This window comes from Secundilactobacillus folii (assembly GCF_009720675.1).
Classification (GTDB): domain Bacteria; phylum Bacillota; class Bacilli; order Lactobacillales; family Lactobacillaceae; genus Secundilactobacillus; species Secundilactobacillus folii.
The window spans coordinates 161,124-187,518 of record NZ_WNJO01000004.1 but is presented as its reverse complement, the minus strand read 5'-3'; the positions used below and the strand labels follow the sequence as shown (position 1 = coordinate 187,518).

The following is a 26,395-nucleotide window of genomic DNA, read 5'->3' as shown; positions in this document are numbered from 1 at the left end:
ATTAGCACTCGACAGGGGTTCGTGCTAATTTTCTCCAAAAACCGTAAGCAAAGTACTTGCGTTAACATCTGTTTATTGTATAATATGGTCAATGGTCAAGATTGGTCAAACATTATCAGGATGGTTGAACAACCGATTGACATGACTACTTTAATGGAGAAAGGAGTCAAAATATGCTGTGTCAGAATTGTCATCAACGCGAAGCTACAATTCATTTGTATCTGAACGTCAATGGTCAACGACAGCAAGTTGATCTTTGTCAAAATTGTTATCAACTTTTAAAAAATCAACAAAATAACTCTAATCCCGGAAACGGAGGTGCTCAAATGGCACAAGATCCATTTGGTTTTGGCAACCTAGATGATATTTTCCGCGCTATGCAAGGTGGCGAACAGAATCCGAATCAACAAGGTTACCAGCAACAAGTTCCACCTACCCAGCCAAGCGGCCCTCGAAACGGCGGTGGTAATGGCCGTGGTAACGGTGGTGGCCTACTAGGTCAATATGGTCTGGATCTCACTGAGCTTGCCAGCCAAGGCAAAATCGACCCAGTGATCGGTCGGGACCGTGAAATTTCGCGTGTCATTGAAATCCTAAACCGGCGAACGAAGAACAACCCCGTTCTGATTGGTGAAGCCGGCGTCGGTAAGACGGCGGTCGTCGAAGGTTTGGCACAAAAAATTGTTTCAGGTGATGTCCCACAGAAATTAATGAATAAGCGTATCATTCGTTTTGACGTCGTTTCTCTCGTTCAAGGAACTGGGATTCGTGGCCAATTTGAACAACGGATGCAACAGTTAATGAAGGAAGTTACTGATAATCCGAACGTTATTTTATTCATTGATGAAATTCATGAAATCGTGGGTGCTGGGAATGCTGAAGGTGGTATGGACGCTGGCAACGTTTTGAAGCCTGCTTTAGCTCGTGGTGAATTTCAACTGGTCGGCGCAACGACTTTAAATGAATACCGTGATATTGAAAAGGATCAAGCGCTGGCTCGTCGTTTGCAACCCGTAACGGTTGATGAACCTTCACCAGAAGAAGCGGTTAAGATTCTGAAAGGAATCCAAAAGAAGTACGAAGATTACCACCACGTTCACTATACTGATGGTGCTTTGGAAGCTGCCGTTAAGCTATCTGACCGTTACATTCAAGACCGGTTCTTGCCTGACAAGGCAATCGACTTGCTTGATGAATCAGGTTCAAAGAAAAACTTGACGATCAACGTGGTCGATCCAAAGACCATCGATGACAAGATCAAGACCGCAGAAGATCAAAAGCAGAATGCTTTGAAACAGGAAGACTACGAAAAAGCAGCCTACTACCGTGATCAAGTCACTAAGCTCGAAGATGCTAAGAAGTCACAAACCACGACAACTTCAGATGAAGAGCCCCAAGTTACTGAGGCTGACATGGAAAAGATCGTTGAGGAAAAGACTGGCATTCCAGTTGGAGAACTGCAAAATAAGGCCAAGAAACAGTTGCGTGACTTGGGCAGTTCATTAAAGACTCACGTTATTGGTCAAGACGAAGCCGTTAACAAAGTTGCCCGTGCAATTCGTCGAAACCGAATTGGTTTAAACGGTACTGGCCGTCCAATTGGTTCGTTTCTGTTTGTCGGCCCGACTGGTGTTGGTAAGACGGAACTTGCTAAGCAATTGGCACGTGAACTCTTTGGTTCTAAGGATGCCATGATTCGGTTTGACATGTCGGAGTACATGGAGCCACATTCAGTGGCTAAGCTGATTGGTTCACCGCCCGGCTATGTTGGCTATGAAGAAGCTGGTCAGTTGACGGAACAAGTTCGCCGGCACCCTTACAGCTTGATTCTTTTGGATGAAATTGAAAAGGCTCACCCAGACGTCATGCATATGTTCCTTCAAATTCTTGATGATGGCCGTTTGACTGACTCACAGGGTCGAACAGTTTCGTTCAAGGATACGATCATTATCATGACTTCCAACGCCGGAACGGGCGACTCTGAAGCCAGTGTTGGTTTTGGTGCCGAAGTTTCTGGTAAGACCCACTCGGTTCTGGATCAATTGACAAACTACTTCAAGCCTGAATTTTTGAACCGGTTCGATGACATTATCGAATTCAACTCACTCACCAAGGATAACCTGATGAAGATCGTTGACTTAATGATCGATGATGTTAATGACATGCTTGCAACTCAAGGGTTGCACATTCACGTTACCGAGCCAGTTGAATCTAAGTTGGTTGAATTGGGCTACGACCCAGCAATGGGTGCTCGACCGCTACGGCGTGTTATTCAAGAACAGATTGAAGATCGCATCGCTGACTTCTACTTGGATCACGCAAACGTCAAAAACTTAGTAGCTAAGATTGAAAATGGTGACATTACCCTTGCCGAAGAAGCTCCGGCTGCAGCTAAGCCAAGTGAGTCTGAAAACAAGAAGTAATATCGAAATTTCAAAACAGGATCTCTTCGGAGACCCTGTTTTTTTGGTTTGCCTTGTAACCAAGCACAAAGCAAAGATTCGAAAAGTTGATCTTAAGAACGATCTAATCTGGCTTGAAACAGGTTTTGCAGCTGGAATCACCATGCGGATGGACATGATATCATTTCCTACGTGGCAATTGGTCTGCTATTTCGATGTGGTAATTGTTGCGGTATACTAGACTTAATATTGCTTTTGAAAGGAGCCTGAACATGTCTATTTGGGATCGATTACGCGCTTTTTTAACTCGTAGTCCGCTGACGACTAAACGGCAAGATCGTCAGCACTTTACTCAATCTGCGGACCGTTTTCCACGCCATCCGCAAGACACAAAACAGGCGCCTAAAAAAGAAACGATCACAACGCCTAAAACTCAAACTACAAAAACCCCTGTCAAACCGAATGGATCTGCTCCAGCATCCGCCGAACAACCGTCTGCTGTGATGTTAGTACTCTACCTTGATGAACAAAACAACCAGTTAGCCAAACCGCAGTGGCTAAACGGTAAGGTCAATCAGCCGATTCACTTCAAACCACATCACATTGAAAACTATCAATTGTTCCACGTGATTGGCTTTACCAGACGATTTACTAGTCCGTACCGGATCATGACACTGCAATTTACCAAAAAAATAGGTCATCCGGTCATCATGTACCCTACCGATTATGATACGGGCGAGATGCTTTCGGCACCAATCATTCAAACAGGACCGCTCAACGAACCATTTGCATTTAGTCAACCAGACATTGATGGCTTTCATATGCTTAAAGCAAGTCGCCCTTTATCAGGTCATTTTACTGAGGATTCCCAGTCGATCATCGTTATGCTCCGCCGTAACGACTGGACTTCAGTGCAACGAATCAACCTCTTTATCCGGCTGCTTGAAGACGTCACCATCTTAGACCTCCCAGAAGGTCATTCACTGCATTTTGAATTTCCCAAGAATTCCGTTTGGCGAGCGTTTATTCGCGTCAATACGGCCCACGGTGAAACCTGGTTCAACCTTGGTGGACCGCAATGGATCGATGGTAAGCAAGTTGTAGCGACTGACCGGCCAGCACCGAAACAGTTAGCACCGCAAACCACAGTTGTCTTTAACCCGCTGTCAAAAACCGGGGTGATTGATTTTGTAGCCGGCCACTCGGTTCACACCTACCAGCAACCTAACGGACCAGCCGTTAAAATGGTTGCTGATGGTACCTCCATCACGATTACCGGAACCTTTACAGACTCCAATCAGATCAAATGGTACCGATTAGGTGATCAAACGGCTATTCGTGCCCAGTACGTGCGTTTGAGTGCCACCGATGAATAATTCCCACTCTTTAAAACACGCGGGAAAGATTATTTTCAGTATGACGAATTGATGTCTTAACTAGATTTCGACTAAATAAAGCGGTGCCAGTCAAATTCCAAATTTGGAAAACTAGACTGGTTCCGCTTTATTTTTATTACCATCTAAAAAATTGTTAATCCTCTTCCAACATGGGCTGCTGTTGACGGCCAGTGTTTCGCACCCGCTTATTAATTTCCAGAACCAAACTCGGGATAAATACCGCCGCTGCGACGACCAGCCAATTCAGTGCTGGCAGGGACACTACCTGAAAAGCTTGCTGTAACCATGGTACTAAGGCGACGCTTAGCACGAATCCCGCCGCAATCAAAACGCCCCAGTTCAATGCTTTATTCCGTCGAATACCTTGAATGGTTAATGGTGACCGCTGTTTGATCGGATAGATATCGATCATCGAACCCAACGCTAGGGTAAAGAACAGCATGGTGGTGCCGATAGCGGGTACGTTTGGCGATAAGCCAAAACGGCCCAGACTGTAAATACCTAGCGTTAAAATGATGAACGTGGTGGTTCGAACGGCCACTCGCTGGCCGAGACCATCCGCAAAAATACTCGTCTGACGATCGATTGGTGGTCGTTTCATGCTGGACGGTTCTGCCGGTTCGCGACTGAGGTAGAAACCTGGAATACCATCTGCTAAAACGTTGATCAGCAAGAGCTGTTCCGCAATCAATGGTGCACCCCAACCAATGCTGACTGCTAAAATCATCAAGATAATCTGCGCGAAATTAACGCCAATCAAGAACTCAACCGCTTTAAGAATGTTTTGATAAACTGACCGACCAGTCTCGACTGCGGCGACGATAGTTTCAAAATTATCATCCGTCAGCACCATATCACTAGCGTTCTTGGAAACTTCAGTGCCGGTGATGCCCATCGCCACACCAACGTCAGCGGCCTTCAACGCCGGCGCGTCATTGACACCGTCACCAGTCATGGCGACGGTTGCACCCTGCTTTTGCCAAGCGGACACGATACGAATCTTATCTTCAGGTGACACCCGGGCATAGACGCTAATTTGCGTAATTCGATTTAAAAGTTCCTGATCGCTTAACTGCCTCAAATCAGCACCCGTCAGCACCTGATCACCGGGTTTCAAAATGCCAATTTGGTCAGCGATCGCTTTAGCTGTCTCCAAATGATCCCCAGTGATCATCACCGTTCGAATACCCGCAACTGCGGCTTCTTCCACGGCGGCGATTGCTGAAGGCCGTGGTGGATCAATCATGCCGATCAAGCCGCCAAATTCTAAATCATGTTCTAAGTCAGACAGTGGTACATCCGGTACAGTATCAAAGTATTTGTAACCAACCGCTAACACCCGCAAGGCTGATTGAGCAAAGGCATCGTGAACCTGCTGTGTCCGAAGTCTGTCACTTTCAGTTTGATAAAGCGGAAGGTGATCAATGGCTCCCTTAACGATCAGTAATTGGCGGCCATCAGCAAGTTGATGCAACGTTGCCATTCGTTTCTTCTTCGAATTGAACGGGTCATGACCGATTCGCGGTGCCTGCAGTTCAAATTCAGCCCGAGAATGCCCCGCTTTTGCCAGCCACCGGATAATGGCTAGTTCGGTGGAATCACCGATCTCAACCCAGTCGTCGCCCTGCTTTTCTCTAGTGGCGTTAGTCGCCAGGCCCATTAACCACATCAAAAATGACACGTCGGTTGAGTCAACCGTTTCACCGACACTTAACGGTTCTGGCCCGTTTGCTGGCCAAACTTTTGTGACTGTCATTTGGTTTTGCGTCAACGTTCCGGTCTTATCAGAAGCAATCACATTGACGCCACCAATGGTTTCCACAGCGTCGACCCGGCGCATAATAGCGTGCTGCTTAGCCATTTGACCGACACCGTGTGAAAGACTAATGGTTACAATGATCGGCAAAGTCTCAGGCACCGCGGCCACGGCCAGTGAAACACCGATCATCATCGCATCAGCCAACGGCTCGTTTTGAAAGAACAATCCTAAGATCGTGATGACTATTCCCCCAGCCACGGCCACGGCAGTCAAACGAGCCGATAACTGATTCAGCCGCTTTTGTAACGGCGTCGCCCGAGCTTTCGTGCGGTTCAGCATACCAGCGATACTGCCAAGCTGAGTTGCCATTCCAATTGCCGTCACGACCATTTTCCCAGTTCCCTGAGCCACACCAGTTCCTGAAAAGGCCTCATTGACCCGGTCACCAATTTCTAACGTCTCGGCCACCGGCACGGCCGTTTTTTTAACCGGTTCACTTTCACCAGTTAAGACGGCTTCATCGAGCCACAAGTCCTCAGCCTCAAATATTCGACCATCAGCAGGCACTTGATGGCCACCTGCTAATGAAACCACATCACCCACTACCAGTTGCGTAGCGTCGATAATTTGCGGCTGTCCATCCCGTAAGACCGTGACTTCATGTCGATTCATTTTCTTTAAAGCGGCTAGTGATTTTTCAGCACTATGTTCTTGATACATGCCAATTACAACGTTAATGATTAAGATGCTGCCAATCACGATTGTTTTAGTCCAGCCACCATTTGCAGCGACTGCCAGATAGGTGGACAGCCCCACCGCAAACAGCAGCACTAACGATGCAACATCGGATAAGTGACGCCAAATTTTCTGTAATAGTGAGGGTGGACGCTCCTCTTGAAGAACGTTTTTACCTGCTCCTTGACGCTGTTTGACCTGGGCTTGAGTTAATCCGGTAGATAGGTTTGTTTCGAGAGCCGCCTCCAGTTGCCGGCGGTCACGAGTTGCATTTGTCATCGTCATATTCAGCAGTCCCTTCCTTGACGGATTAGAGTTTTTCCCTAAGTCAAGTTTATCTAAATTCAGTCCGAGATGCTATGAATTAATTATGATTACTATTAGAACAATTTATGAAATGGCGCTGAATTTCCCGTCTAGCTGTCAGGTAAATACTCGTTGATGGTTGTGAGCAGGCCATCAGGCTTTATAAATTCGCAATGATACAATCATGGTCCTAATTCTACTCGAATTTCGTATCAAAAAAGGGACCAGTGAAATTCCCAAGTTGGGAAATTGCATTGGTACCCCATTGTTTTAGATTTAATTGGAAGGTCTCATCCTAATACCAGATTCTTTTAGAGATTAACATCCATGTTAAACGTTAGCTTTGAAAGCTCCAACCCGCGTTCGAATAAATTATTCATCAACTTAGTTGTGCGGGCCTTCATTTCTGATACGATTAAATAATTTTGCTGAGTCAAGTACGTTGTCAGTTTCTCACCTGACAATGTAGCTGCCACTTTATCTGTCGCAGCTACGTGCTGAGCAAAAAGTTCTTGGGTAGCGGTTAAATAGTCACGGTCATCCTGCACGAATTCAGAATAATGGGACTCTACTAGAACCGACAGCTTGCGGTACATCCAGTAGGCACTTTCTGAATCGGCATGGACTGGGGTGTTCACATATGACGGATCCGTATCACTGGCGTTGGCAAAAAAAGGCACGTACGGACTGTAAGCCGGCACGCCGAAGCACAGCCACATAATTGCGGATTGCGCTTCAGAGACACCGTTTCTTAACTGAAGGACATGCGAGTTTTGCGTTCGGTTCATCGAGATTGGCCGGAACTTAGTTTTCAGTTCAGCAGGACCGTTACCAAGCGGATCATAATCAGTTTCGTTATAGTGGGAGCCCAGAATAAAACTGATATCGGCCACACTGATTTTCCGGTTGGCATGACAGATAAATGGTAGTTCGGATGAGGTTGGGGACTGCTCAACGTTAGGCATTAAATACCGTTGGCCGTACCAGACACGCGGGGTATTATAGTGACGGTCCTTTTCGGTGCTGGTTCCAAAAATATGGCGAAAATTCCAACCGGTCTGATCAGGATTTAAATGATATTGCTCCACAAAGTCTTGAAGACCCTCAGAATACATAAAATGATCTGGGTCAGCAAAATCTACTTGCTGAATCGCCACTTGGTTAGCCGTAATGACAAACGCATCGTCTGGGATCCGTTGGGCTACCCAGTGGTGCCCAGTAACGATCTCCATGTACCAAGCTTCGTTTTGATCGGCAAACAGCACGCCGTTGCCTTCAGGCGAACCGTACTTTTTAACCAAATCTCCCAACACTTCAACCCCATTGCGTGCGCTGGTAATTACTGGTAAAACCATTGTTTGCATGGTGTCTTCTGCCATGCCATCCGCAACTAGCGGGTCGTGGGCTAGGGCCTCGGGATTACCATAAACACTTTCCGTGGCACTCATGGCAACGTTATGCGCGTTAATCCCACTCTCTTCATAAAGACCCACCTTTTCGACTTCAACATTTGGCGTCGCTTGATACTGAACTGCATTTTTCGGCAGTGGCGCTTGAAACCCGTTTTGAGTTGACCGTAGGATTTTCCCGTTGCCCTCCTCAGGGGTATGAATATAAAAACGTTGTGGTGTTAGCGGCAGAAAGGTATCATCATTTCTGGCAATCATCACTGAGCCATCAATCGACGCGTTTTTTCCAACCAAAACCGAAGTGCATGCTGATAAATGTGTCATCGTTATTCTCCTTCGAAAGTTATTGCTACCAGTATAGCGCAAATTTATTCCTCGGAAAATGTGTAACCGGTTTCTTTTTTCTTGTGAACGTATTGACAAACCACTCAAGTTGTGTAAAATATAATTGTGAACAATTTTACTAGGTTCAAACATAGGAGGAGTCGTTATGATGAAAGTAGCAGTGATTGGTTGTACCCATGCAGGAACGTTTGCAACAAAACAGATTTTGGCAGAAAACCCCGATGCTGAGGTAACCGTTTACGAACGCAACGATGTCATTTCATTTTTATCGTGTGGTATCGCCCTCTACTTAGGTGGCGAAGTTAAAGATCCCCAAGGACTGTTTTATTCAAGTCCAGATGAACTGTCTGGACTTGGCGCTAAGGTTTTGATGCGCCACGATGTTAAGAGTATCGACAATCAGGCTCACACCATTACGGTGGAAGATCTTGATAGTCATGAAACGACCACCACCAGTTACGACAAGCTGGTGATGACGACCGGTTCTTGGCCAGTGATCCCATCAATTCCTGGGATCAAGAGTGATCGTGTGTTACTGTGCAAAAATTGGGCACATGCCCAAGCGCTGTTTAACCGAGCCAAAGATTCAAAGCGAATCGCTGTTATTGGTGCCGGCTACATTGGTGCTGAATTAGCTGAAGCCTACTCACTTAAGAACCATGATGTGACGTTGATCGATGCTCAAGACCGGGTAATGCCAAAGTACTTTGATGCTGCTTTCACTGACAAGGTTGAGGACGAATACACAAAGCATGGTGTTGCATTAGCACTTAGCCAAAAGGTTCAAAGCTTTGAGACTACTGACGATGCAGTGACGATTCACACTGACAAGGAATCAGTTACTGTTGACCTCGCCATCCTTTGCATTGGCTTCAAACCGAATACCATTTTGCTTGAAGGTAAAGTCGACATGGCCGCAAATGGCGCCATTCTCACCAATGATTACATGCAAAGTAGCGATCCGGATATCTTTGCCGCTGGTGATAGTGCTGCAGTTCACTATAACCCAACCGGGAAGAATGCCTATATTCCATTGGCGACCAACGCTGTTCGTCAAGGTATCTTAGTCGGTAAGAACCTAGTTAAGCCAACGGTTAAATACATGGGAACTCAATCGACGTCTGGTCTGTCACTTTATGGCATCTCTCTGTGCTCGACTGGTTTGACTTATGAAGCTGCTCAGGAACAAGGCATTAACGCTCAGCAAGTAATTATTACTGATAATTACCGACCAGAATTCATGCCAACCACCCTACCAGTTACGATGTCTCTCGTCTTCAATCCTGAGACCCGTGAAATTTTGGGTGGTGCATTGATGAGTAAGTACGATATTTCACAGTCAGCAAACTTACTATCCGTCTGCATCCAAAATCACAATACTATCGATGACTTGGCGATGGTCGATATGCTTTTCCAACCAAACTTCGATCGTCCGTTCAACTATTTGAATATCTTGGGTCAAGCTGCACAGCAAAAGTTAGCAGAAGCTGTTAAAGCGTAATTCGAAAACATTTAGTTCATAAATATAAAAAGTAGTCTTTGCGTGGTTTAAGCTAGCAAAGACTACTTTTTATATACTATCGATCATAAAGTGCTATAAATCTAAAAATCAGTGGCGTATCCAAGTAGCTTGGAATCAACTGCACTGATTTAAGAGACGTTTTCACGCACCCTACAATTTTGCTGTTAACTTCACATCGGGATACTTTTCGGTAAACCATCGCTCAGCAAATTGGTTTTCGAATAGGAATAATGGCTTCCCTGCCAGATCCTTAACCAATAAGTTCCGGCTTGACGACATCCGTTCATCCAACTGTTCCGGATCGATCCAACGCGCAATTTTATGACCCAGTGGTTCCATAATGACATCAGAATTATATTCATTCTTCATCCGAAACTGGAACACTTCAAACTGCAATTGCCCCACAGCCCCTAAAATATAATCACCGGTCGTGTACGACGTATATAGTTGAATAGCGCCTTCTTGCACCAGTTGTTGGATGCCTTTATGAAACGACTTTTGCTTCATTACGTTTTTAGCCGTCACACGCACAAATAGTTCCGGTGTAAATTGTGGTAACTTTTCAAATTGTAATTTTTTCTTGCCGGTATAGATCGTATCGCCAATTTGGTAATTACCGGTATCATAAAGGCCAATAATGTCACCCGCTACGGCGGTTTCCACGTTTTCTCGCGTATCCGCCATGAATTCCGTCACGTTTGACAACCGCATCGTTTTACCCGTGCGGCCAAGAGTCACATCCATACCATGCTGGAAAAGACCGGAACAGATTCGGACAAAGGCAATTCGATCACGGTGCTTAGGGTCCATATTAGCTTGAATTTTAAAAACAAAACCAGAAAATTCATTATCGGTTGGTTCAACATCTTGACCCTCGGTTGTTTTGTGCTCCGCTGGCTGTGGTGCGAATTTCAAATACGTTTCCAAAAAGGTCTTAACACCAAAATTAGCGAGTGCTGAGCCAAAGAAAACTGGCGTCTGGTCGCCACTAGCAATCTTAGCCTCGTCGAAGGGATTGCCCGCATCCTCGATCAGTTCCATGTTGTCGCGAGCATCCTGATACCATGAATCTGACTTCAATGGTTGATCATCACTGATATCACCATTTTCATCTAACGGTAAATAAGCCGTCTCATCACTTTCTGGCCTGAACAGTGCTACCCGATTATGGTAACGATCATACAGACCCTTCAGTTCCTTCCCCATGCCAATTGGCCAGTTCATTGGGTAACCTTCAATACCGAGAACGTCCTCTAGCTCAGCAATCAAATCCATTGGGTCTCGGCCATCACGGTCAAGCTTATTCATAAAAGTAAAGATGGGAATACCACGCATTTTACAAATTTGGAACAATTTTTTGGTTTGGGGTTCAATCCCCTTTGCGGAGTCGATCACCATCACCGCCGAATCGACAGCCATCAAGGTTCGGTACGTATCTTCTGAAAAATCTTCGTGCCCAGGAGTATCCAAGATATTGATGCGTTTGCCTTCATAATCAAACTGCATGACGGAACTCGTCACTGAGATACCACGTTTTTGCTCAATCTCCATCCAGTCAGATTTGGCAAAATTACCACTCTTTCTAGCTTTGACCGTCCCAGCTTGACGCACCACACCGCCAAACAGCAATAGTTGTTCAGTGATGGTCGTTTTCCCGGCATCGGGGTGGGAGATAATGGCAAACGTGCGCCGGGTTGCCACGTCTTGTGCTAATGTCATAATGTTTATCCTTTCAAATGTTGACCTTAACCGTTCTTTTCAATTTGGTGGACAACGTAATTCACCACTTTTAGTGAACTTAGTCCATCATCAATGGCACAGAAACGGTTATAAAACTTCATAAATTGATTATCTGAACTCATATCTGGTTGCTGAAGGCATTTCGAGATCCCTTTCAACAGCTCCTTTTCGTTATTGGCAATTTGTCCAGGAAGATCTTTTTCGTAATCCAAGTAAAAACCGCGCAACTCATCCTTATATAAGTGGTAGTCATATGGGTAGAACAAAATTGGCCGTTTTAGATACGCGTAATCGAAGAAAACTGACGAATAATCGGTGATCAGCATATCAGAGACTAGGTAAAGGTCTGAAATATTTGGATAGTTTGAAAAATCGTAAACGAAATCCGTATAATCACTGATATCAAGGGCATTAGCAATCAAATAATGCATGCGTAAGATCAGCACCGTGTCCTTACCAAACTGTTTTCTGAAATCATCCAAGTTAAATGGCAACTCAAAGGTGTATTTACCCTTTTCAGCAAACTGATTATCGCGGTACGTTGGTGCATAGAGCACCACTTTTTTATCGAGTGGGATTCCCATTTCATGTTTCAAGGCATTAATATCATCCGCGTTAGTATTAATCAACTCATCGTTTCGAGGATACCCAACCTTTAAAATTTGATTGTTGAAACCAAATGCCGACCGGAAAATCTTAGTTGAATAATCATTGGGTGAGATCAAGGCATCCCATCGATTAGCTTCCTTGACGAAATTATCATGGTACTTTGTTGTCGTGGTTCCAGGCATCGACACGGTTTCAATATCTAAGCCGAGTTTCTTCAGTGGCGTACCGTGCCAAGTCTGAATGTAAGTCACGTACGATGGTTTCTTCACCCACGCAGGGAATCGAGCGTTACTGATCCAGTATGAACTCTTTTCCAAAGTTCTGACCCAACGGCTAGTCCGACGAACGACGAACGGAATCTGGTTTTGCTTACAGAATTTTTTCTGTGAGCGATCAATTGACCAGATGAAATTAAAACCAGGGTAGAGTTCGTTGAACAGCCGGTAAATGGCATAGGGGCTATCGCTCACTTGACGACCACCAAAACTTTCAAAAACGATCGTAGGCTGATCGTAGGGTCGGTGACCAGACCGAAACAGCCACCTCATCCGCTGTAGATTGACCTTATCTTGAATTGTCCGTCCGAGATCAAATACCGCTTGAAATTTTTGTGGCAAGGCAGCTAATTTCTCGCCAAACGAGGGTGCTGGGAATTCTTTTAACACGATCCCATTGTTGAAACTTTTCTCAACCGTGACCATTCGACCACTTGGCAAGTCCGCCTGCGTCATCTGCCCTTCAAGCGAGCGCGCAAGAATTACTCGTTGCTCAATTTCTCGGGTGCCAATGCTGTACTGAACGTAAACATCTTCCGTTGAGTTAGAAGGCAAATCAGTGAGTGGAATAGTCGTCATAAACAGCGTTTTCAAGCTTCCTTCGGCGGTTGGATATGCCAACTTGGCGCCGGACTGACGACTCTTCAAAATAATTTTTTGGTCCTTGATCAAACGACCGTTGATGCGATTGTAACCGGTAATGTGCAACGCATTGTCACTCAAGTTAACCGAGTTGATCGTAAACTCATCTTCCGCTTGTTTGGTATGAATATTAAGTGTTGCCATGCCATCTGCATCGGAATTAAACTGAAAATAACTAGTTAACGACAATTGATGCCGGTCACTTAGGTATTCAGATTCAACCTGCAAGATCACCTGCTCATCAACCGTATTGAAAGCAAAAAATAACTGCCAGACGAATTCACTCTGCTCAAATGCGGAGAACTGTAATTGATCCGGATCAATCTGAATTCGAATTAAATTATTATCGATAACCCGTAAAACCGGTACCGTTATTGACGCTAAACTATTCTTTTCTAAAAAGGTGATCCGAAGATTTTCAAAGGAGCCGGGTATGTCGATCAATTCGAATTCCAGTTCCATTTTTTTCTTTTTTTGATGTAAGCCTGATAATATCGCACGCACGAGAACGACTCTCCTTAGTAATTAAAAATCAGCTGTTGAGGTAAGTATGGCGTCAGCTTAGGATTATCATTTAAGTCAATAAATAATCCGTCAACTGGGGTAAAGAGGTTTTGCAGTAACTGCGCGTAGAACGCGTAAATACTGTCAAAACGATCGTAGTTACTGTAATCGACCACTTCATAAAAGGGCCGTTGTTCAGAGGCCTGGTAAACAATGTGATGGTTCTCATCTTCATCGGGCATTAACTCCGTAAATTGTAATTTTGATGCAGGTCCTAAGGTGTACGCAAAATTGACGGTTTGCTCATGCCGATTAAAACGAAAAGCCATTTTTCTATTCTTATTCAGCAATAGTGCCTGCGATAATTCACCCTTTTGGAAGTATAAAAGGCCAAATTGCCGGCCAGCCTCATAGACCGCTGCTTGGGTCGGCTGGTGGTCTTCAAAACGAGTCTTCAACAGGGGTTGTTGATTATGATCTTCAGTGACTTCAGCTACAATTTCACCATCTTTGATGTAACGAATCGTATCATTTTCAATTGGTGAAGCAACTTCAAACCGCCGCGAAGGTAAGGATTCAAAATCAGTATTAAACTGCTCGCTGTCTGCTAAGTCAACACCATCCGCATCCGCCATTAAGCTTGCAAGGGTCACAATGTTTATCTGATCGACCCAGCCCGGGTAAAATTGGGAACGAATGATACTTCTTGCTCGCTGATAGTCATCAAACTGGATCATGGCCAAAACAATGGTGATTTGAATCTGATCATTCATGAGTGTTGTCAGCTTTTGCCTGAAGGTTAGCTTCTTCACGCCAACTAATGACGTGACTAAAAAGATTGCCTGTTCCATTGGAAATTTACCTCACTTTAAATTGCAATAAAATATCCCTAGTCGCAACCGGGGATATTTATCGTTTCATTCAACTGATTATTTTTTCCAGTCAACCCCGGTCTTAAGACCTAGGTCTTCCTTGATCTTAGTGGTTGAAATGCCTTCTGTCCGTGGTAGGTAGATCACTTGGCAATAATCTTTCAGAAAGTCAAACTTGCCCTTCCAGTCGTCACCCATCACAAAAATATCAATATCGTTATCCTGAACATCTTTGATTTTTTGATCCCAGTTTCTTTCAGGAATCACCTCATCAACGTACCGAATAGCTTCCAAAATATATTTACGATCTTCATATGGTGTGTAAGCTTTTTTGCCCTTCACGGCGTTAAACTCATCCGACGACAGGCAGACGGTCAAATGGTCACCCAAAGCCCGAGCTCTTTTCAACAGTCTAACATGACCCTTATGTAGTAGATCAAAGGTCCCATACGTAATTACTTTTTTCATATAAATCTCCTGCTTACCTTTTAATTTAACACGCTTTTTCCTGACTCGACTATAATATCATAAATCTTAACACAACCCAAACGCTCTGCAAGCAAATCACACTGGAATTAACAAACGTTTAGGTCTGCGATGGCGGTCGAGGTCCCGTCTCAGTTTTCTGTTCACTTTGAATCAACCAGATATGGTAAATGTACTCAACGATCACCTTGACCACTGCATACAGTGGAACCCCCAAGATCATGCCCATTAAACCAGCAAGGTTCCCCGCCACAAGTAAGATAACAATAATCGTCAACGGATGGATTTTTAACGTCCGCCCAATCACGTTAGGATACACAAAGTTACCATCGACCTGCTGAACGATCACCGTCACGATCAGCACTGTAATGACCTGTACCAATCCCGAACCAAGTGCCACGATCACGGCTGGCAAAACGCCAATGTACGGGCCAACATACGGAATGATATTGCACATGCCGGCAAAGATACCCAGCAACAAACTGTATTTTTGCCCAATCAACGTAAAACCAATGGAGGTAAAGGTCATGACAAACAAAATCTCGATCATTTGACCGCCAATGTAGTGGGAAAGTGTCTGACTCATTTTTGCCAGCAAGTCCATCGTCTGGTCAGCATGTTTAGCTGGCAACATCCGTCGCAATGCTGGCACCAATTTTTCGCCGTCTTTTAACATATAAAAGAGCATCACCGGAACTGTAATGGCAACGACAGTCACGCTAGTTGCCATCCCAATCACGGTGCCCACACTAGTTGTTAACCCAGTCATAAAGCTTCGAGCATACTGAGAAAGGCCCTTTTCAAGCTGCTTAGCATAGGATTCAAAATCAACGTTTTGCAACCATTGATAGCGGTTAAGATGTTGGTTCATCCCGTTAAGACCATTTTGAATCAATTTAACAATGTTTGGCACATTGTTGACTAAGTTGGCAACTTGTTGGATCAGCCGCGGTACTAGCCAGAATATACCGCTGGCAAGCAAGCCCAACAACACTAGAAAAACGATTGCGACTGCCCAGGTTCGACCCAGCTTAAAGCGCCCAATCTTAACCCGCTGCAGCAGTTTGACGATCGGATTCAACATGTAAAATAAAACCCCTGCCAGCAAAATTGGCATAAAAATAGTCCGAAAGAAGGTCTCAATGGGCGTAAAGACAAAGTTAAGCTTACTGCACACCCAAATAATGGTTGTGACGATCAAAATTTCAAAAGACCAAAACAGCAACTTGGATTGCTTTAATTGATTGAACATTGCCGCACCCTCTTTCAATGAACTAATTGCTCTCATCTTATCACACACAAAAAGCGGGGTCAGCTCTTTTAGCTAACCTCGCTTTCATTCTAAAGCAACCCATTACTTACGGCGGGAAAGCTCGAGATAGCGTGAATACCATAGATCAACGTACTCTTTTGAGAAAGGCCCCTTGCGATTATTGATCCAATCAACAAGGATCAACACATTGGCCTTCAAAATTTTGTCGATTTCAGGCGGATACTGCCAACGACGGCTAAACACCTCATACTCATCAACGTCGAGCAATCGTTTTTCACCGTCAGGAAACACCTTAACGTCTAAATCATAATCAATATACTTTAATGCTTCTTTGTCTAAGACATATGGGGAGGCTAAGTTACAATAATAAGACACCCCATTATCCCTGATCATTGCGACTACATTAAACCAATAGTGTTTATGAAAATAAACAATTGCTGGTTCACGAGTAACCCATCGCCGGCCATCGTCTTCAATGACTAAGGTGTGGTCATTGCAGCCAATTAAGGCATTTTCGCTTGTTTTGAGTACCATTGTATCGCGCCAAGTTCGATGCAAACTTCCGTCGTGCTTATAGCTTTTGATCGTAATGAAGTCGCCTTCCTTAGGTCCTCTAGCTTCGCGCGCCATATTAAACCCTACTTTCCAAAGTATCGGGTATGATTAATTAAATTCGCTTTACATTATAACAAACCAACTTTGTTAAAACAACTGAGCCGATAAATGGATGAAATCAAGTAAAGAGGTTAAAATATGGCAGCACTACTAACGTTCGGCTTCCGCTTCCTTGTGGTCTACCCACCGAGTAATTGCGTCACCATCAAAGCCCTTACGATAGAGCCCTTGGCGAACTTTTAACTGCCGTGTCCGAGCTGGCTGATTGCGATACCTATGCCACAACTTTTCCGCCTGCACCGACAGCAAATCTGCTTGCGTGTCAGCATCCATTTCAAAAGAAACTTCTGAAAGTGCCTGGCTAACTAAATCGAACGAGAAGCCCTTTTCAACCAAGCGTTGCAGAACTTTTTGGCGTTGAATTTTCGGCGTTTTGCGCTGATAATGACGTTTAAGTTTTGGAATCAATTCGGCCAGCCTTTCTAATTGGTCAGCTGACGGATAGTCGGTTGCTAAAGCATCTTCTATCAAATCCTCAGCGACCGCTTTTTGTTTCAACTGCCGCTTGATCACACTGGGTCCCTTGTCACTGGTCCGTTTCATGGTACGAACATAACTATGGGCAAAACGTTCATCATCAATCAAATTCTCATCGATCAACCGAGCCATGACCGGCGCTAACGTTTCGACCGGAATCTCTTTTTTAATGAGATAATCACTGATTTCTTTTTCCGTTCGTTGTTGATAGGATAAATAATTTAACGCCAGCTCGAATGCTTTCGACTGACTATCTGCTGATTTTAGCTCGTCAATCATCTCTGGGGTCAGTTCAGTCCCCTTCAGTAACCGATAGCGGATCATGACATCTTCACTAACTGGAAATGCATATTGTCCGTCAACGTAAACGTTGTAGCGACCAGCTCGCTTTTGCGCCTCAATTTTAGTAATCTGCATTTTAGCTTTGGAATCTGCTGTCAAGATTATTTCACACTCCCTCGGTTGTTTGATATACTAAACGTAGTTTAACGTATAAAGAATAGGGGCGACTTTTAATGGCAACTGCACACGTTGTGTTTGCAACCATCACTGGCAATAATGAAGATATTGCTGATATTATCACTGAACAATTTCAGAAATTGGGCGTCGACGTCACCGAGTCAGAAATTTCACAAACCGATGCTGACTCGTTTGAAAACGTCGATATCTGCGTGGTTTGTCCATACACGTACGACGAAGGCGAGCTACCTGAAGAGGGCATGGACTTTTACGATGACCTTCAAGACTTAGACCTGAGCGGTAAAATTTATGGTGTGGCTGGCTCTGGTGATGTCTTCTATGAAGATGACTACTGCGTGGCAGTGGATGCCTTTAGCAAGGCCTTACGGGATGCTGGTGCCACCCAGGGTGCTGATGATGTCAAAATCAACTTGGAGCCCGAAGATGACGACATCAAAACCCTTGATGCATTTGCTAAAAAGCTAGTTGACCAAGCTAAATAGTTACGTTTTTTTACGTGAAGATCCCCTTCTCTTACGATGAGAAGTGGATCTTTTTCGTTTCTGCCAATGACGATTATTGCGAGCCTGATCCACAAAATTTTGCATCATATCACTTTGCTCGATCTCGCCTTGGCGCCACTCCTGCAGGGAAGCATTGATTACACCACCAAACAGCAAAATCATGCCTGAAATGTTCATCCAAATCAATAAAACAATGAAGGTTCCAATGGTTTTATAACCCGTAATATTATGGGCAAAGTACCGAATGTAAGCTGAGAAAGCCTGCGCTAACAGTAACCAGCCGGTGGTAGTCACGAAGGCGCCGACCCAGATGTAGCGAATCTTTACCTTTGCTGAAGGCACTACGGCGTACAGTAACGCACTTAAGAAGAAAATGCCGACAAACGAGACTGGCCAGCGAATACTGCCAATAAAATTAGTAAATGAATTGGAAATATGGAGCCAAGATTTTAGAATACTACCTAGCCATTCACTTAAACTAAACAGCAATCCAATCACCACAATCGCGATAATGATGACTAAAATGAACAAAAACGAAAAGAACCGGCTAAAAATGGCGTTCGGCCTTTTAATCCCGTAAGCTTGATTAATGCTCCGCTGAAAAGCAGCCACCGCACGCCCAGCAGACCAAATCGTCACCAAAATACCTAACGACAGTGTCCCCGTACTTCCCTGTTCTAAAAAAGAACGGATCACTGGTGACAGCGTTTGAAAGACCGCATCAGGTAACATTGGCTCAATGTAGCTTAAAACACGGTTCGTATTGAAATGTAAGAAGGCAATCAAGTTACCAGCTATCAAGAGAATTGGGAAAATGGCCAGTAACATATAGTAGCTCAGGACGGCTGCTGAATCCGTAATATTTGCGTTCAAGTATCTTTGCCAAAGCTGTTTTAAAAAGCCTTTCATTCCCGTTTCCATATCTTAACCTCACAGTTGCTGTTGATGATCTTGAATTGCCTTTAAGATTCTTTCCGATGCATGACCATCACCATACGGATTTTGAGCCGTTGCCATTTGACGATACGCATCTGCGTCTGTCAGTAACTTTTCCATTGCCTCAGTGACCACTTTAGGATCCGTGCCCACTAACTTTAAAGTACCTGCCGCAACCCCTTCTGGTCGTTCGGTTTCATCGCGAAGAACCAAGACCGGCTTTCCTAGCGAAGGCGCCTCTTCTTGAACACCACCAGAATCCGTCATGATCAAATAGCTCCGCGCGGCCAAATTGTGGAAGTCGACCACGTCTAGTGGCTCAATCAAATGGATGCGGTCAACCCCACCTAGTTCGGCCTTTGCAACCTTTTGAACAGCTGGACTTAGGTGTACTGGATAGACCAGTTCAACATCGTCATGGTTCGCCACAACCTGCCGAATAGCTTTGAAAACCCGACGCATCGGTTCACCCTGATTTTCACGCCGGTGCATGGTCAGCAAAATAATTCGATGATCCTTATTGATTTTGTCTAACACCGCATGGTGATAGTTTTCGTCAACCGTTTGCTGCAGTGCATCAATCGCCGTATTGCCGGTAACGAAGATTTGCCGATCAGGATGATTTTGTTTCAGTAAATTCTGACGGCTCAACTGAGTAGGTGCAAAGTAGAAGTCGGTTAAGATGTCAGTGAGCTGCCGGTTCATCTCCTCTGGGTACGGTGAATACTTATCCCAGGTCCGTAGCCCTGCTTCAACGTGCCCCAGTGGAATCTGGTGGTAAAAAGCACTGACACTAGCTGCAAACGTGGTTGTCGTATCACCATGAACCAAAACAATATCCGGTTTAGCCGCTTCCATCACACCGTCAAGGTGCATCAAGACTCGGCTAGTGATTTCAGCCAGAGTCTGATTAGGTTTCATAATATTTAGATCATAATCCGGTTTAATTTTAAAAATTTCTAACACTTGATCCAGCATTTCTCGATGCTGAGCAGTGACTGTCGTAATCGGTGTGAAATGTTTCTGATCCCGCTGCATTCTCAGCACAATTGGTGCCATCTTAATGGCCTCTGGGCGGGTTCCAAAGACTGTCATTACTCTGATTGGATTAGTCATCCGCAATGCTCCCTAATTTTAAAATTTCCTACTAATTGATTCAACTTTATTATTGTAACAGAACAAGTGTTTTTGAGATACATTTATGAACGATTTTACAATCTTGAAACATTTCTTAAATTTCATTTTGCTAGCTGATATCTTCAACAAAAATTAACTAAATTTTACTTTGCTATCAGCTATTGTTGCTTTAGAATGGTACGTAGGCCTAAGAAGGGAAGGTTGGATAATATGCGTACCATCAGTCTGATTGTGCCTTGTTATAATGAGGAACAATCAATCAATATTTTTTACGATGCAGTAGCTAAAGTGTTCGAGAGTATCAATAAGGACACTGAACGCTACCAGCCTGAGTACCTTTTCGTAAACGACGGCTCCAGCGATAAAACGTTGCCAATTCTAAAAGAATTGCAGCAGGCACATCCAGCAACAGTTCATTACCTGTCATTTTCAAGGAATTTTGGAAAGGAATCCGCGCTGGCCTGTGGGCTGGATGCGTCGACTGGAGACCTAGTTGCCGTTATGGACGTTGACCTTCAAGATCCGCCTGAATTACTGCCAAAAATGATTAATTTAATTGAAAACGAAGGCTACGACTGTGTCGGCACAATTCAAAAGGAACGCCGTGGTCAAGGTCGCATTAGGGCCTTCCTATCCAGTCGCTTTTATGGTGTAATCGATGCAATTTCAGAAGTTCGCATCGAGCCAAATGCTCGTGACTATCGTCTAATGACTCGTGAAATGGTTGATACGGTCACTTCACTTCCTGAATATAACCGTTTTTCAAAGGGAATCTTTGCGTGGGTCGGTTATAAGACTACTTATTTAACCTATGAAAGTCAGCCACGGGCAGCCGGCACTTCTCATTGGTCAATGATGCAACTGATCAATTACGCGATTGACGGGATCGTTGACTTTTCTGATGTCCCACTTCGAATTGCCACTTGGATCGGCGGTATCTCCTGTATTCTCGCTGCTCTGGGCTTCATTTTTGTTTTCGTCCGAGCCTTAGCGGTGGGCGATCCAGTTGCAGGCTGGCCTTCCATTGTTTCAATTATTTTGCTGCTCGGTGGCATTCAACTGTTCAGTTTAGGTATTCTTGGCGAATATATCGGCAAAATTTATCTGGAATCTAAGCACCGACCAAAATACATTGTCAAAGAAAAAAAGTAAATTAAGGAATTCAATATGAACACCATCTGGAAATTATTTAAACAGTACCAATCGGTCATCAGTTACCTCTTTTTTGGCGGGTTAACAACGTTGATCAACATCGTTGTCTTCGCACTGTTGCAACCGAAAATGAACTATCAAATTGCAAATGTGATTGCCTGGTTTCTGTCGGTACTGTTTGCTTTTATCACCAATAAACTTTGGGTTTTTAATTCGAAATCATTAAAACTTGGTACCATTCTGAGAGAAACATTTTCGTTTTTTGCTTTCAGACTCGCTTCACTGGCAATCGACTTGCTGATCATGTACGTCGGTATCACTCTGTTATCAGGAAACCCACTTTTGGTCAAAATTATTGATAATGTGATCGTCGTGATTTTAAACTACTTCTTCTCCAAATGGTTTATTTTCAGAGTCCATCAGTAGTATTAACAAATGAATATTAGCTAAAAGACATGCGCGATCCTCTACCGAACCGGTGGAAGATCGCGCATGCTTTGTCTTCATTATGACAAAATAAAAAAATCCGCTCATTTCTCATTAATAGCTTATAATAAGGTTATCGGATATAACTGATATGAAATGGATAATGATTGAATCTCTTACGTTACTATTTATATTATGACTAGGCGCTGGCAGCTAGCTTGGCTGCCAGTGGAAATTCTCAAAGCTGAGCTGGTGAAAAGCTCTTGGATCGTTTTTGTAGTTGTATAACTTTAAGATCTTAAGTTATCATCAACAAAAATGTTAAATATTAAAATATAATCTTGGAAAACTTTGGCTATAAAGCCCAATCGTTGCAGAATATAAGGCTCATTATCACTACAATTGGAAAGTCGTAAGTAGCCTCCAACTACCCTTATCACATCGTTATACATAGGAAATTAAGAAATTTACAAACTCAACAGTTAAGCTGAAAGGACCCGACTAATATCACGGGCTATAGAATCGTCCAGACACTGATGACGTTAAAAGCTGAATAATACTGGGGGAATCAGGATGAACAATCAATACTATCTCAGTCAGCTCACCAATCAAGAGCTGATGCTAGTTAATTCAGAGGTTGAAAAGCGCAAGAAATCAACAGCAGCAGCTTACCTTCTGTGTATATTTCTTGGCACTTTAGGGGCTCATCGCTATTATATGGGGAAAACCGGTTCTGCTATCGCAATGACGTTAATTACCGTTCTGACGCTAGGGTTTGGTACATTGGTCACCGGGATTTGGGAAATTGTGGATTTATTTTTAATCAGCGGCTGGTTACAAAACAATCAAAATGTGGTTGAGGAACAGGCTGCTCAGGAGATTTTAAACCGGCGAACAGTGCCAAACAATTTCCAATCAAATACGTTTATGCAGGGAGCGCCAACTCAGCCTAATAATTCATTTGGCGATAATATCAATCCTAATGACACGCCAGGAAATGACAATAATTCTGTTCATTATTAAAGCTGAATGAAACTGGGAAACGGAACCAAAGTGGTTCTCTAATATCTGTTGTTGGTAAGTTGTCCTTGCTTATTGACGGCAGATATTTTTATTTGTATTGATTGGACGCAAAAGAGCGTAGCCTTCGTTTGCCCCCCACAACCACATTTCAGGAAAGTTGGTGCTACGCCCTATGTCTGATATTATACGAACTTTGTTAGGGATTGAAAAATCCCATATAAAAAAATTGAAAATAATGAACCCGGTCATTATTAGAGATCCATTCAAAATCACTGGTGATTTAGATTATCAGCCAACAAAATTACTCAGCAATTTTAATAATCGGCTTAATTACACTACCATCCGCCGAATCAGCAAAGGCTTGATTAATGTCCTCATATTTATAGAATCTAACCAGTTTATCAAACGGAAATTCGCCTTTTTGATAGAATCGAATCAATTTTGGAATAAAGAGTTGTGGAATAGCGTCACCTTCGATGACCCCAACAACCTGTTTGGATTCGCCCATAATATCGTTCATGATATTGTATGTGACGTCACCAGCGATCCCCAACAACGCATTCACACCAGATGGTTTAAGAACCGTTACAGATTGCTTGATCACGCTGCTAACACCTGTAGTATCAATACTATAATCTACTCCCCCGGGCACAATCGCCTTAATGGCATCTACAGCATCTGTAGTAACACTGTTAATGGTTTCAGTTGCGCCAAGATTCTTTGCCATATCAAGCCGATTATCATGAATATCAACTGCAATGATGTGATCACAGCCAGCAATCTTAGCGGCCATCATAGCTGACAGGCCAACAGCCCCTGTCCCAAAGATTACAATATTGGAAGCAAACTCTGGCTTCAAGAAATTCAAAACGGTTCCTGCACCAGTTTGGAAGCCACATCCCAGAGGCCCAAGTAAATTCAAGTCAACATTCTTATCAACTTTAACCACGCCGTGCTCATCAGCAACCGAGTAAGTCGAAAATGAAGACTGACCAAAGAACACTGAAATATCCTGGTCATCAGTTGAGTGAATACGATGTGTCCGGTCATAGTTATGACCTGCAAAGCATAGCTCACCTGACCGAAAACAGTTAGCTGGGTGTCCGTTCAAACAGTTCTGACAGTGACCACAATATGGAAATGATAATACCACGTGATCACCAGGTCTAACTGTGGTTACGCTACTACCAATCTTTTCAACAATTCCAGCTCCTTCATGTCCAAGAGCAACAGGGTAAGGGGTCATACCGCTATCCCGGCCTGCAGCATCAGTGTGGCAAATACCAGATGCCACAATTTTAACAAGCACTTCATTGGCTTTTGGTTCGTCCAAAATCGCATCTTGAATCTTAATATCTTCACCTTTAGATTGAGCAACTGCTGTTTTAATCTTCAAAGCAAACATCCTTTCTTGTGAAAACAATGCAAATTCTCATCAATTTATTCTATCAGAAATTTCGACTCACTTGCAACTTTTTCACAATCAAATAATGTTAACCAAAATTGTGGTTAATAAATAAGACGTCAAAACTCTAAGACGCAATTTAAAATAGATACGCTAGTTAGAATTTAACTAACTGACATGTGGGTTTTTGAATCTTCTTTGTCATTTAATGTCATCTTTCTAAATCAACACAAAAAGTATCAGATGGTGCTAATGACAATAAGATAATTCTTGACTCAAAACGGTTTGGGCTAAAAAACATCGTCGTCCACCGTTTAAAGTATACTACTCAATCTATAGGGCCATTTTAATCTACGTTACGTCTCTTTAGCCCGCCCAGGATTCAAATCTACAGCTAAATTTTTAAAAAATAAAACACGGGAAACAGTGAAGAGTCAGCTGCTCTTTTTGCTATGTATGGTACTTTGCACAAAACTGAACATAAAAAACCAAAGTGCATCAATTTTTCATCCTACTACGCTTTCTGTCATTCAAAAAGCCCTCCAAATCAAAGATCCAGAGGGATAAAAGTATTTTAAAAATGACATTTAATGACCCCACCCGGACTCGAACCGGGATCAGCCGCTTAGGAGGCGGGTGCCCTATCCAGTTGTGCTATGGGGCCAAAAAGCACACTGAACATTTTCTCATGAATCCTGCGGGTTGTAAAGCCTGTTTAGACGTTACCACTCGTTGGTTCAGCAATCACTAAAACGTTCGTTAAAGCGTTCCTAACCACAGCTGCCGTGGTTGAACCAACCAGTAACCGGTCAATGGCATCGGTTCCAGACTTACCCATAACGATCAAATCAACATCGTGATCAGCTGGATAATTAACCGCTAGCACCTGTTTAGGATTGCCATGTAAGATCTCCGTTTTAACGTCGATTCCGGCGTCTGCAGCAATTTTTTTGCCCTCGTTTAAAATCGAATTTGCGCGGTCAGTCAATTCCTGATAATAGCCACCAGTATTGGCAATTCCAGTTCCTGTGACTTGGTAAATCAGACGTTTATCATCCGCAACGTGCACCAGTGTTAACTCAGCGTTAAACTGTTTCACAAGTTTAAGCGCTTCAGAAAGTGCTAATTTTGAATTGTGACTACCATCAAGCGGTACAACAATGTGATCATACATTTTAATCAACCCTTTTCTGAGGAATAATGATTCACTTATATTGTGGAGCATTTTGATATCGGTTTCAAGCTTTTTGTGCACTCAGAAAGCTGAACGATTAAGTTAACTAAGGCGTAAAATTAACTTACTGAGCAAGTCTTTTAACCCGACCTGGAGAAACAGCTTCCGCAATGAATCGATTTATGATATAGTGCATTTGAAAGAAATTGAGGGATAAATTTTGGACAAATTAGCTTTTTATAAAAACCACATTGAAAACTCGTTGATCGATATCATTAATACCCGGGCTCAGGACAATAACTTCGAACGTCAGTGGCTCCAGTTGCACATTCCTAACCATGATCTGCAATACGCTATTTCCCAATTGTCCACGCTCAGCTTAAAGTTACTTCAAAAAGTGGGTGCACTTGCACCGGTTTCAGAACCGCAATTAGTTGCGGCACTTGACCTTAGCTTTGGGGTCATTGCTAAGAATTTAAACAAGCTGTCGCGCTTAGGTTTCGTGGCTAAAACAAATGCCAATACTGACACACCATCTTACCAACTAACGAGAACCGGAAAAAAAGTAGTCGCTGTGCAAGGCGAGTTAACCGCTCTGCTTGACAAACAGCACGCAGCCTTGGTTTCAAAGTATTCACCAGAGGAACTGGATCTTGTTGCTAAATTTCTAGAGGATTTGCAACATAATCATTGAGTCTAGTTTGGTAAAGTGATTTCGGTGCTTTAATAAT

At 43.6% G+C, this 26,395-nt stretch carries 21 protein-coding genes and 1 tRNA gene; 8 read left to right on the top strand and 14 right to left on the bottom strand.

The window, feature by feature from the left end:
• The first annotated feature begins 173 nt into the window (after positions 1 to 173).
• Entirely contained in the window at positions 174 to 2,423 is a 2,250-nt protein-coding gene (locus GM612_RS04920; RefSeq protein ID WP_155431258.1) for an ATP-dependent Clp protease ATP-binding subunit, read from the top strand.
• 251 nt (positions 2,424 to 2,674) lie between these two features.
• Complete coding sequence (locus GM612_RS04915) at positions 2,675 to 3,778, top strand: MucBP domain-containing protein (RefSeq protein ID WP_155431257.1); 1,104 nt, start codon at positions 2,675 to 2,677, stop codon at positions 3,776 to 3,778.
• 154 nt (positions 3,779 to 3,932) lie between these two features.
• Here GM612_RS04915 and GM612_RS04910 read toward each other — a convergent pair whose 3' ends face one another.
• Both GM612_RS04910 and GM612_RS04905 read right to left on the bottom strand, forming a co-directional pair.
• Positions 3,933 to 6,572 (bottom strand): cation-translocating P-type ATPase, encoded by a 2,640-nt coding sequence (locus tag GM612_RS04910; protein WP_155431287.1) that lies wholly within the window; start codon positions 6,570 to 6,572, stop codon positions 3,933 to 3,935.
• 338 nt (positions 6,573 to 6,910) lie between these two features.
• Positions 6,911 to 8,332, bottom strand: a complete 1,422-nt coding sequence (locus GM612_RS04905; protein WP_155431256.1) for a C69 family dipeptidase — start codon at positions 8,330 to 8,332, stop codon at positions 6,911 to 6,913.
• A 169-nt stretch (positions 8,333 to 8,501) separates the two neighbouring features.
• Here GM612_RS04905 and GM612_RS04900 point away from each other — a divergent pair, with 169 nt between their 5' ends.
• Positions 8,502 to 9,854 carry an FAD-dependent oxidoreductase gene (locus tag GM612_RS04900; protein WP_155431286.1) on the top strand — a complete coding sequence of 451 codons (1,353 nt, stop codon included), beginning with the start codon at positions 8,502 to 8,504 and terminating at the stop codon, positions 9,852 to 9,854.
• A gap of 171 nt (positions 9,855 to 10,025) precedes the next feature.
• On the opposite strand, the gene GM612_RS04895 is transcribed toward GM612_RS04900, so the two are convergent.
• The 7 genes from GM612_RS04895 to recX form a co-directional block, all read right to left on the bottom strand.
• Positions 10,026 to 11,594, bottom strand: coding sequence for a peptide chain release factor 3 (locus tag GM612_RS04895; RefSeq protein ID WP_155431255.1), 1,569 nt, complete (start codon positions 11,592 to 11,594; stop codon positions 10,026 to 10,028).
• 26 nt (positions 11,595 to 11,620) lie between these two features.
• Complete coding sequence (locus tag GM612_RS04890) at positions 11,621 to 13,645, bottom strand: CDP-glycerol glycerophosphotransferase family protein (protein ID WP_343031807.1); 2,025 nt, start codon at positions 13,643 to 13,645, stop codon at positions 11,621 to 11,623.
• 14 nt (positions 13,646 to 13,659) lie between these two features.
• A complete protein-coding gene (locus GM612_RS04885; protein WP_155431254.1) occupies positions 13,660 to 14,496 on the bottom strand; it encodes a hypothetical protein in 837 nt (278 codons plus the stop codon).
• A gap of 78 nt (positions 14,497 to 14,574) precedes the next feature.
• Positions 14,575 to 14,985 carry a glycerol-3-phosphate cytidylyltransferase gene (tagD, locus tag GM612_RS04880; protein ID WP_155431253.1) on the bottom strand — a complete coding sequence of 137 codons (411 nt, stop codon included), beginning with the start codon at positions 14,983 to 14,985 and terminating at the stop codon, positions 14,575 to 14,577.
• A gap of 118 nt (positions 14,986 to 15,103) precedes the next feature.
• Positions 15,104 to 16,255: an AI-2E family transporter gene (locus GM612_RS04875; protein ID WP_155431252.1), complete on the bottom strand. Its 1,152-nt coding sequence runs from the start codon at positions 16,253 to 16,255 to the stop codon at positions 15,104 to 15,106.
• A gap of 102 nt (positions 16,256 to 16,357) precedes the next feature.
• Entirely contained in the window at positions 16,358 to 16,906 is a 549-nt protein-coding gene (ntdP, locus tag GM612_RS04870; protein ID WP_054701377.1) for a nucleoside tri-diphosphate phosphatase, read from the bottom strand.
• A 135-nt stretch (positions 16,907 to 17,041) separates the two neighbouring features.
• Complete coding sequence (gene recX / locus GM612_RS04865) at positions 17,042 to 17,869, bottom strand: recombination regulator RecX (protein WP_155431251.1); 828 nt, start codon at positions 17,867 to 17,869, stop codon at positions 17,042 to 17,044.
• 74 nt (positions 17,870 to 17,943) lie between these two features.
• Here recX and GM612_RS04860 point away from each other — a divergent pair, with 74 nt between their 5' ends.
• Entirely contained in the window at positions 17,944 to 18,390 is a 447-nt protein-coding gene (locus GM612_RS04860) for a flavodoxin (protein WP_155431250.1), read from the top strand.
• On the opposite strand, the gene GM612_RS04855 is transcribed toward GM612_RS04860, so the two are convergent.
• On the bottom strand, positions 18,391 to 19,332 hold the full coding sequence (locus GM612_RS04855; protein ID WP_155431249.1) for a YihY/virulence factor BrkB family protein: 942 nt from the start codon (positions 19,330 to 19,332) through the stop codon (positions 18,391 to 18,393). It abuts the gene before it with no gap.
• Positions 19,333 to 19,341: 9 nt separating this feature from the next.
• Positions 19,342 to 20,463, bottom strand: a complete 1,122-nt coding sequence (gene wecB, locus GM612_RS04850) for a non-hydrolyzing UDP-N-acetylglucosamine 2-epimerase (RefSeq protein WP_155431248.1) — start codon at positions 20,461 to 20,463, stop codon at positions 19,342 to 19,344.
• A gap of 231 nt (positions 20,464 to 20,694) precedes the next feature.
• On the opposite strand from wecB, the gene GM612_RS04845 reads away from it, so the two are divergent.
• From GM612_RS04845 to GM612_RS04835, 3 genes are all read left to right on the top strand, one after another.
• The gene (locus GM612_RS04845) at positions 20,695 to 21,636 is read left to right on the top strand and encodes a glycosyltransferase family 2 protein (protein WP_155431284.1); all 942 of its coding nucleotides are present in this window, start codon (positions 20,695 to 20,697) and stop codon (positions 21,634 to 21,636) included.
• A gap of 15 nt (positions 21,637 to 21,651) precedes the next feature.
• Complete coding sequence (locus GM612_RS04840; protein WP_155431247.1) at positions 21,652 to 22,062, top strand: GtrA family protein; 411 nt, start codon at positions 21,652 to 21,654, stop codon at positions 22,060 to 22,062.
• Positions 22,063 to 22,635: 573 nt separating this feature from the next.
• Positions 22,636 to 23,085 (top strand): TM2 domain-containing protein, encoded by a 450-nt coding sequence (locus GM612_RS04835; RefSeq protein ID WP_155431246.1) that lies wholly within the window; start codon positions 22,636 to 22,638, stop codon positions 23,083 to 23,085.
• 301 nt (positions 23,086 to 23,386) lie between these two features.
• Here the strand turns inward: GM612_RS04835 and GM612_RS04830 are convergent, their stop codons facing one another.
• The 3 genes from GM612_RS04830 to GM612_RS04820 all read right to left on the bottom strand — a co-directional run bounded on the left by GM612_RS04830 (position 23,387) and on the right by GM612_RS04820 (position 25,664).
• A complete protein-coding gene (locus tag GM612_RS04830; protein ID WP_155431245.1) occupies positions 23,387 to 24,481 on the bottom strand; it encodes an NAD(P)-dependent alcohol dehydrogenase in 1,095 nt (364 codons plus the stop codon).
• A gap of 600 nt (positions 24,482 to 25,081) precedes the next feature.
• Positions 25,082 to 25,154: transfer RNA gene (locus GM612_RS04825), tRNA-Arg, on the bottom strand.
• A 51-nt stretch (positions 25,155 to 25,205) separates the two neighbouring features.
• Positions 25,206 to 25,664 (bottom strand): universal stress protein, encoded by a 459-nt coding sequence (locus GM612_RS04820; RefSeq protein ID WP_155431244.1) that lies wholly within the window; start codon positions 25,662 to 25,664, stop codon positions 25,206 to 25,208.
• Between the two features lie 220 nt (positions 25,665 to 25,884).
• On the opposite strand from GM612_RS04820, the gene GM612_RS04815 reads away from it, so the two are divergent.
• The gene (locus GM612_RS04815; protein WP_155431243.1) at positions 25,885 to 26,358 is read left to right on the top strand and encodes a hypothetical protein; all 474 of its coding nucleotides are present in this window, start codon (positions 25,885 to 25,887) and stop codon (positions 26,356 to 26,358) included.
• Positions 26,359 to 26,395 lie beyond the last annotated feature (37 nt).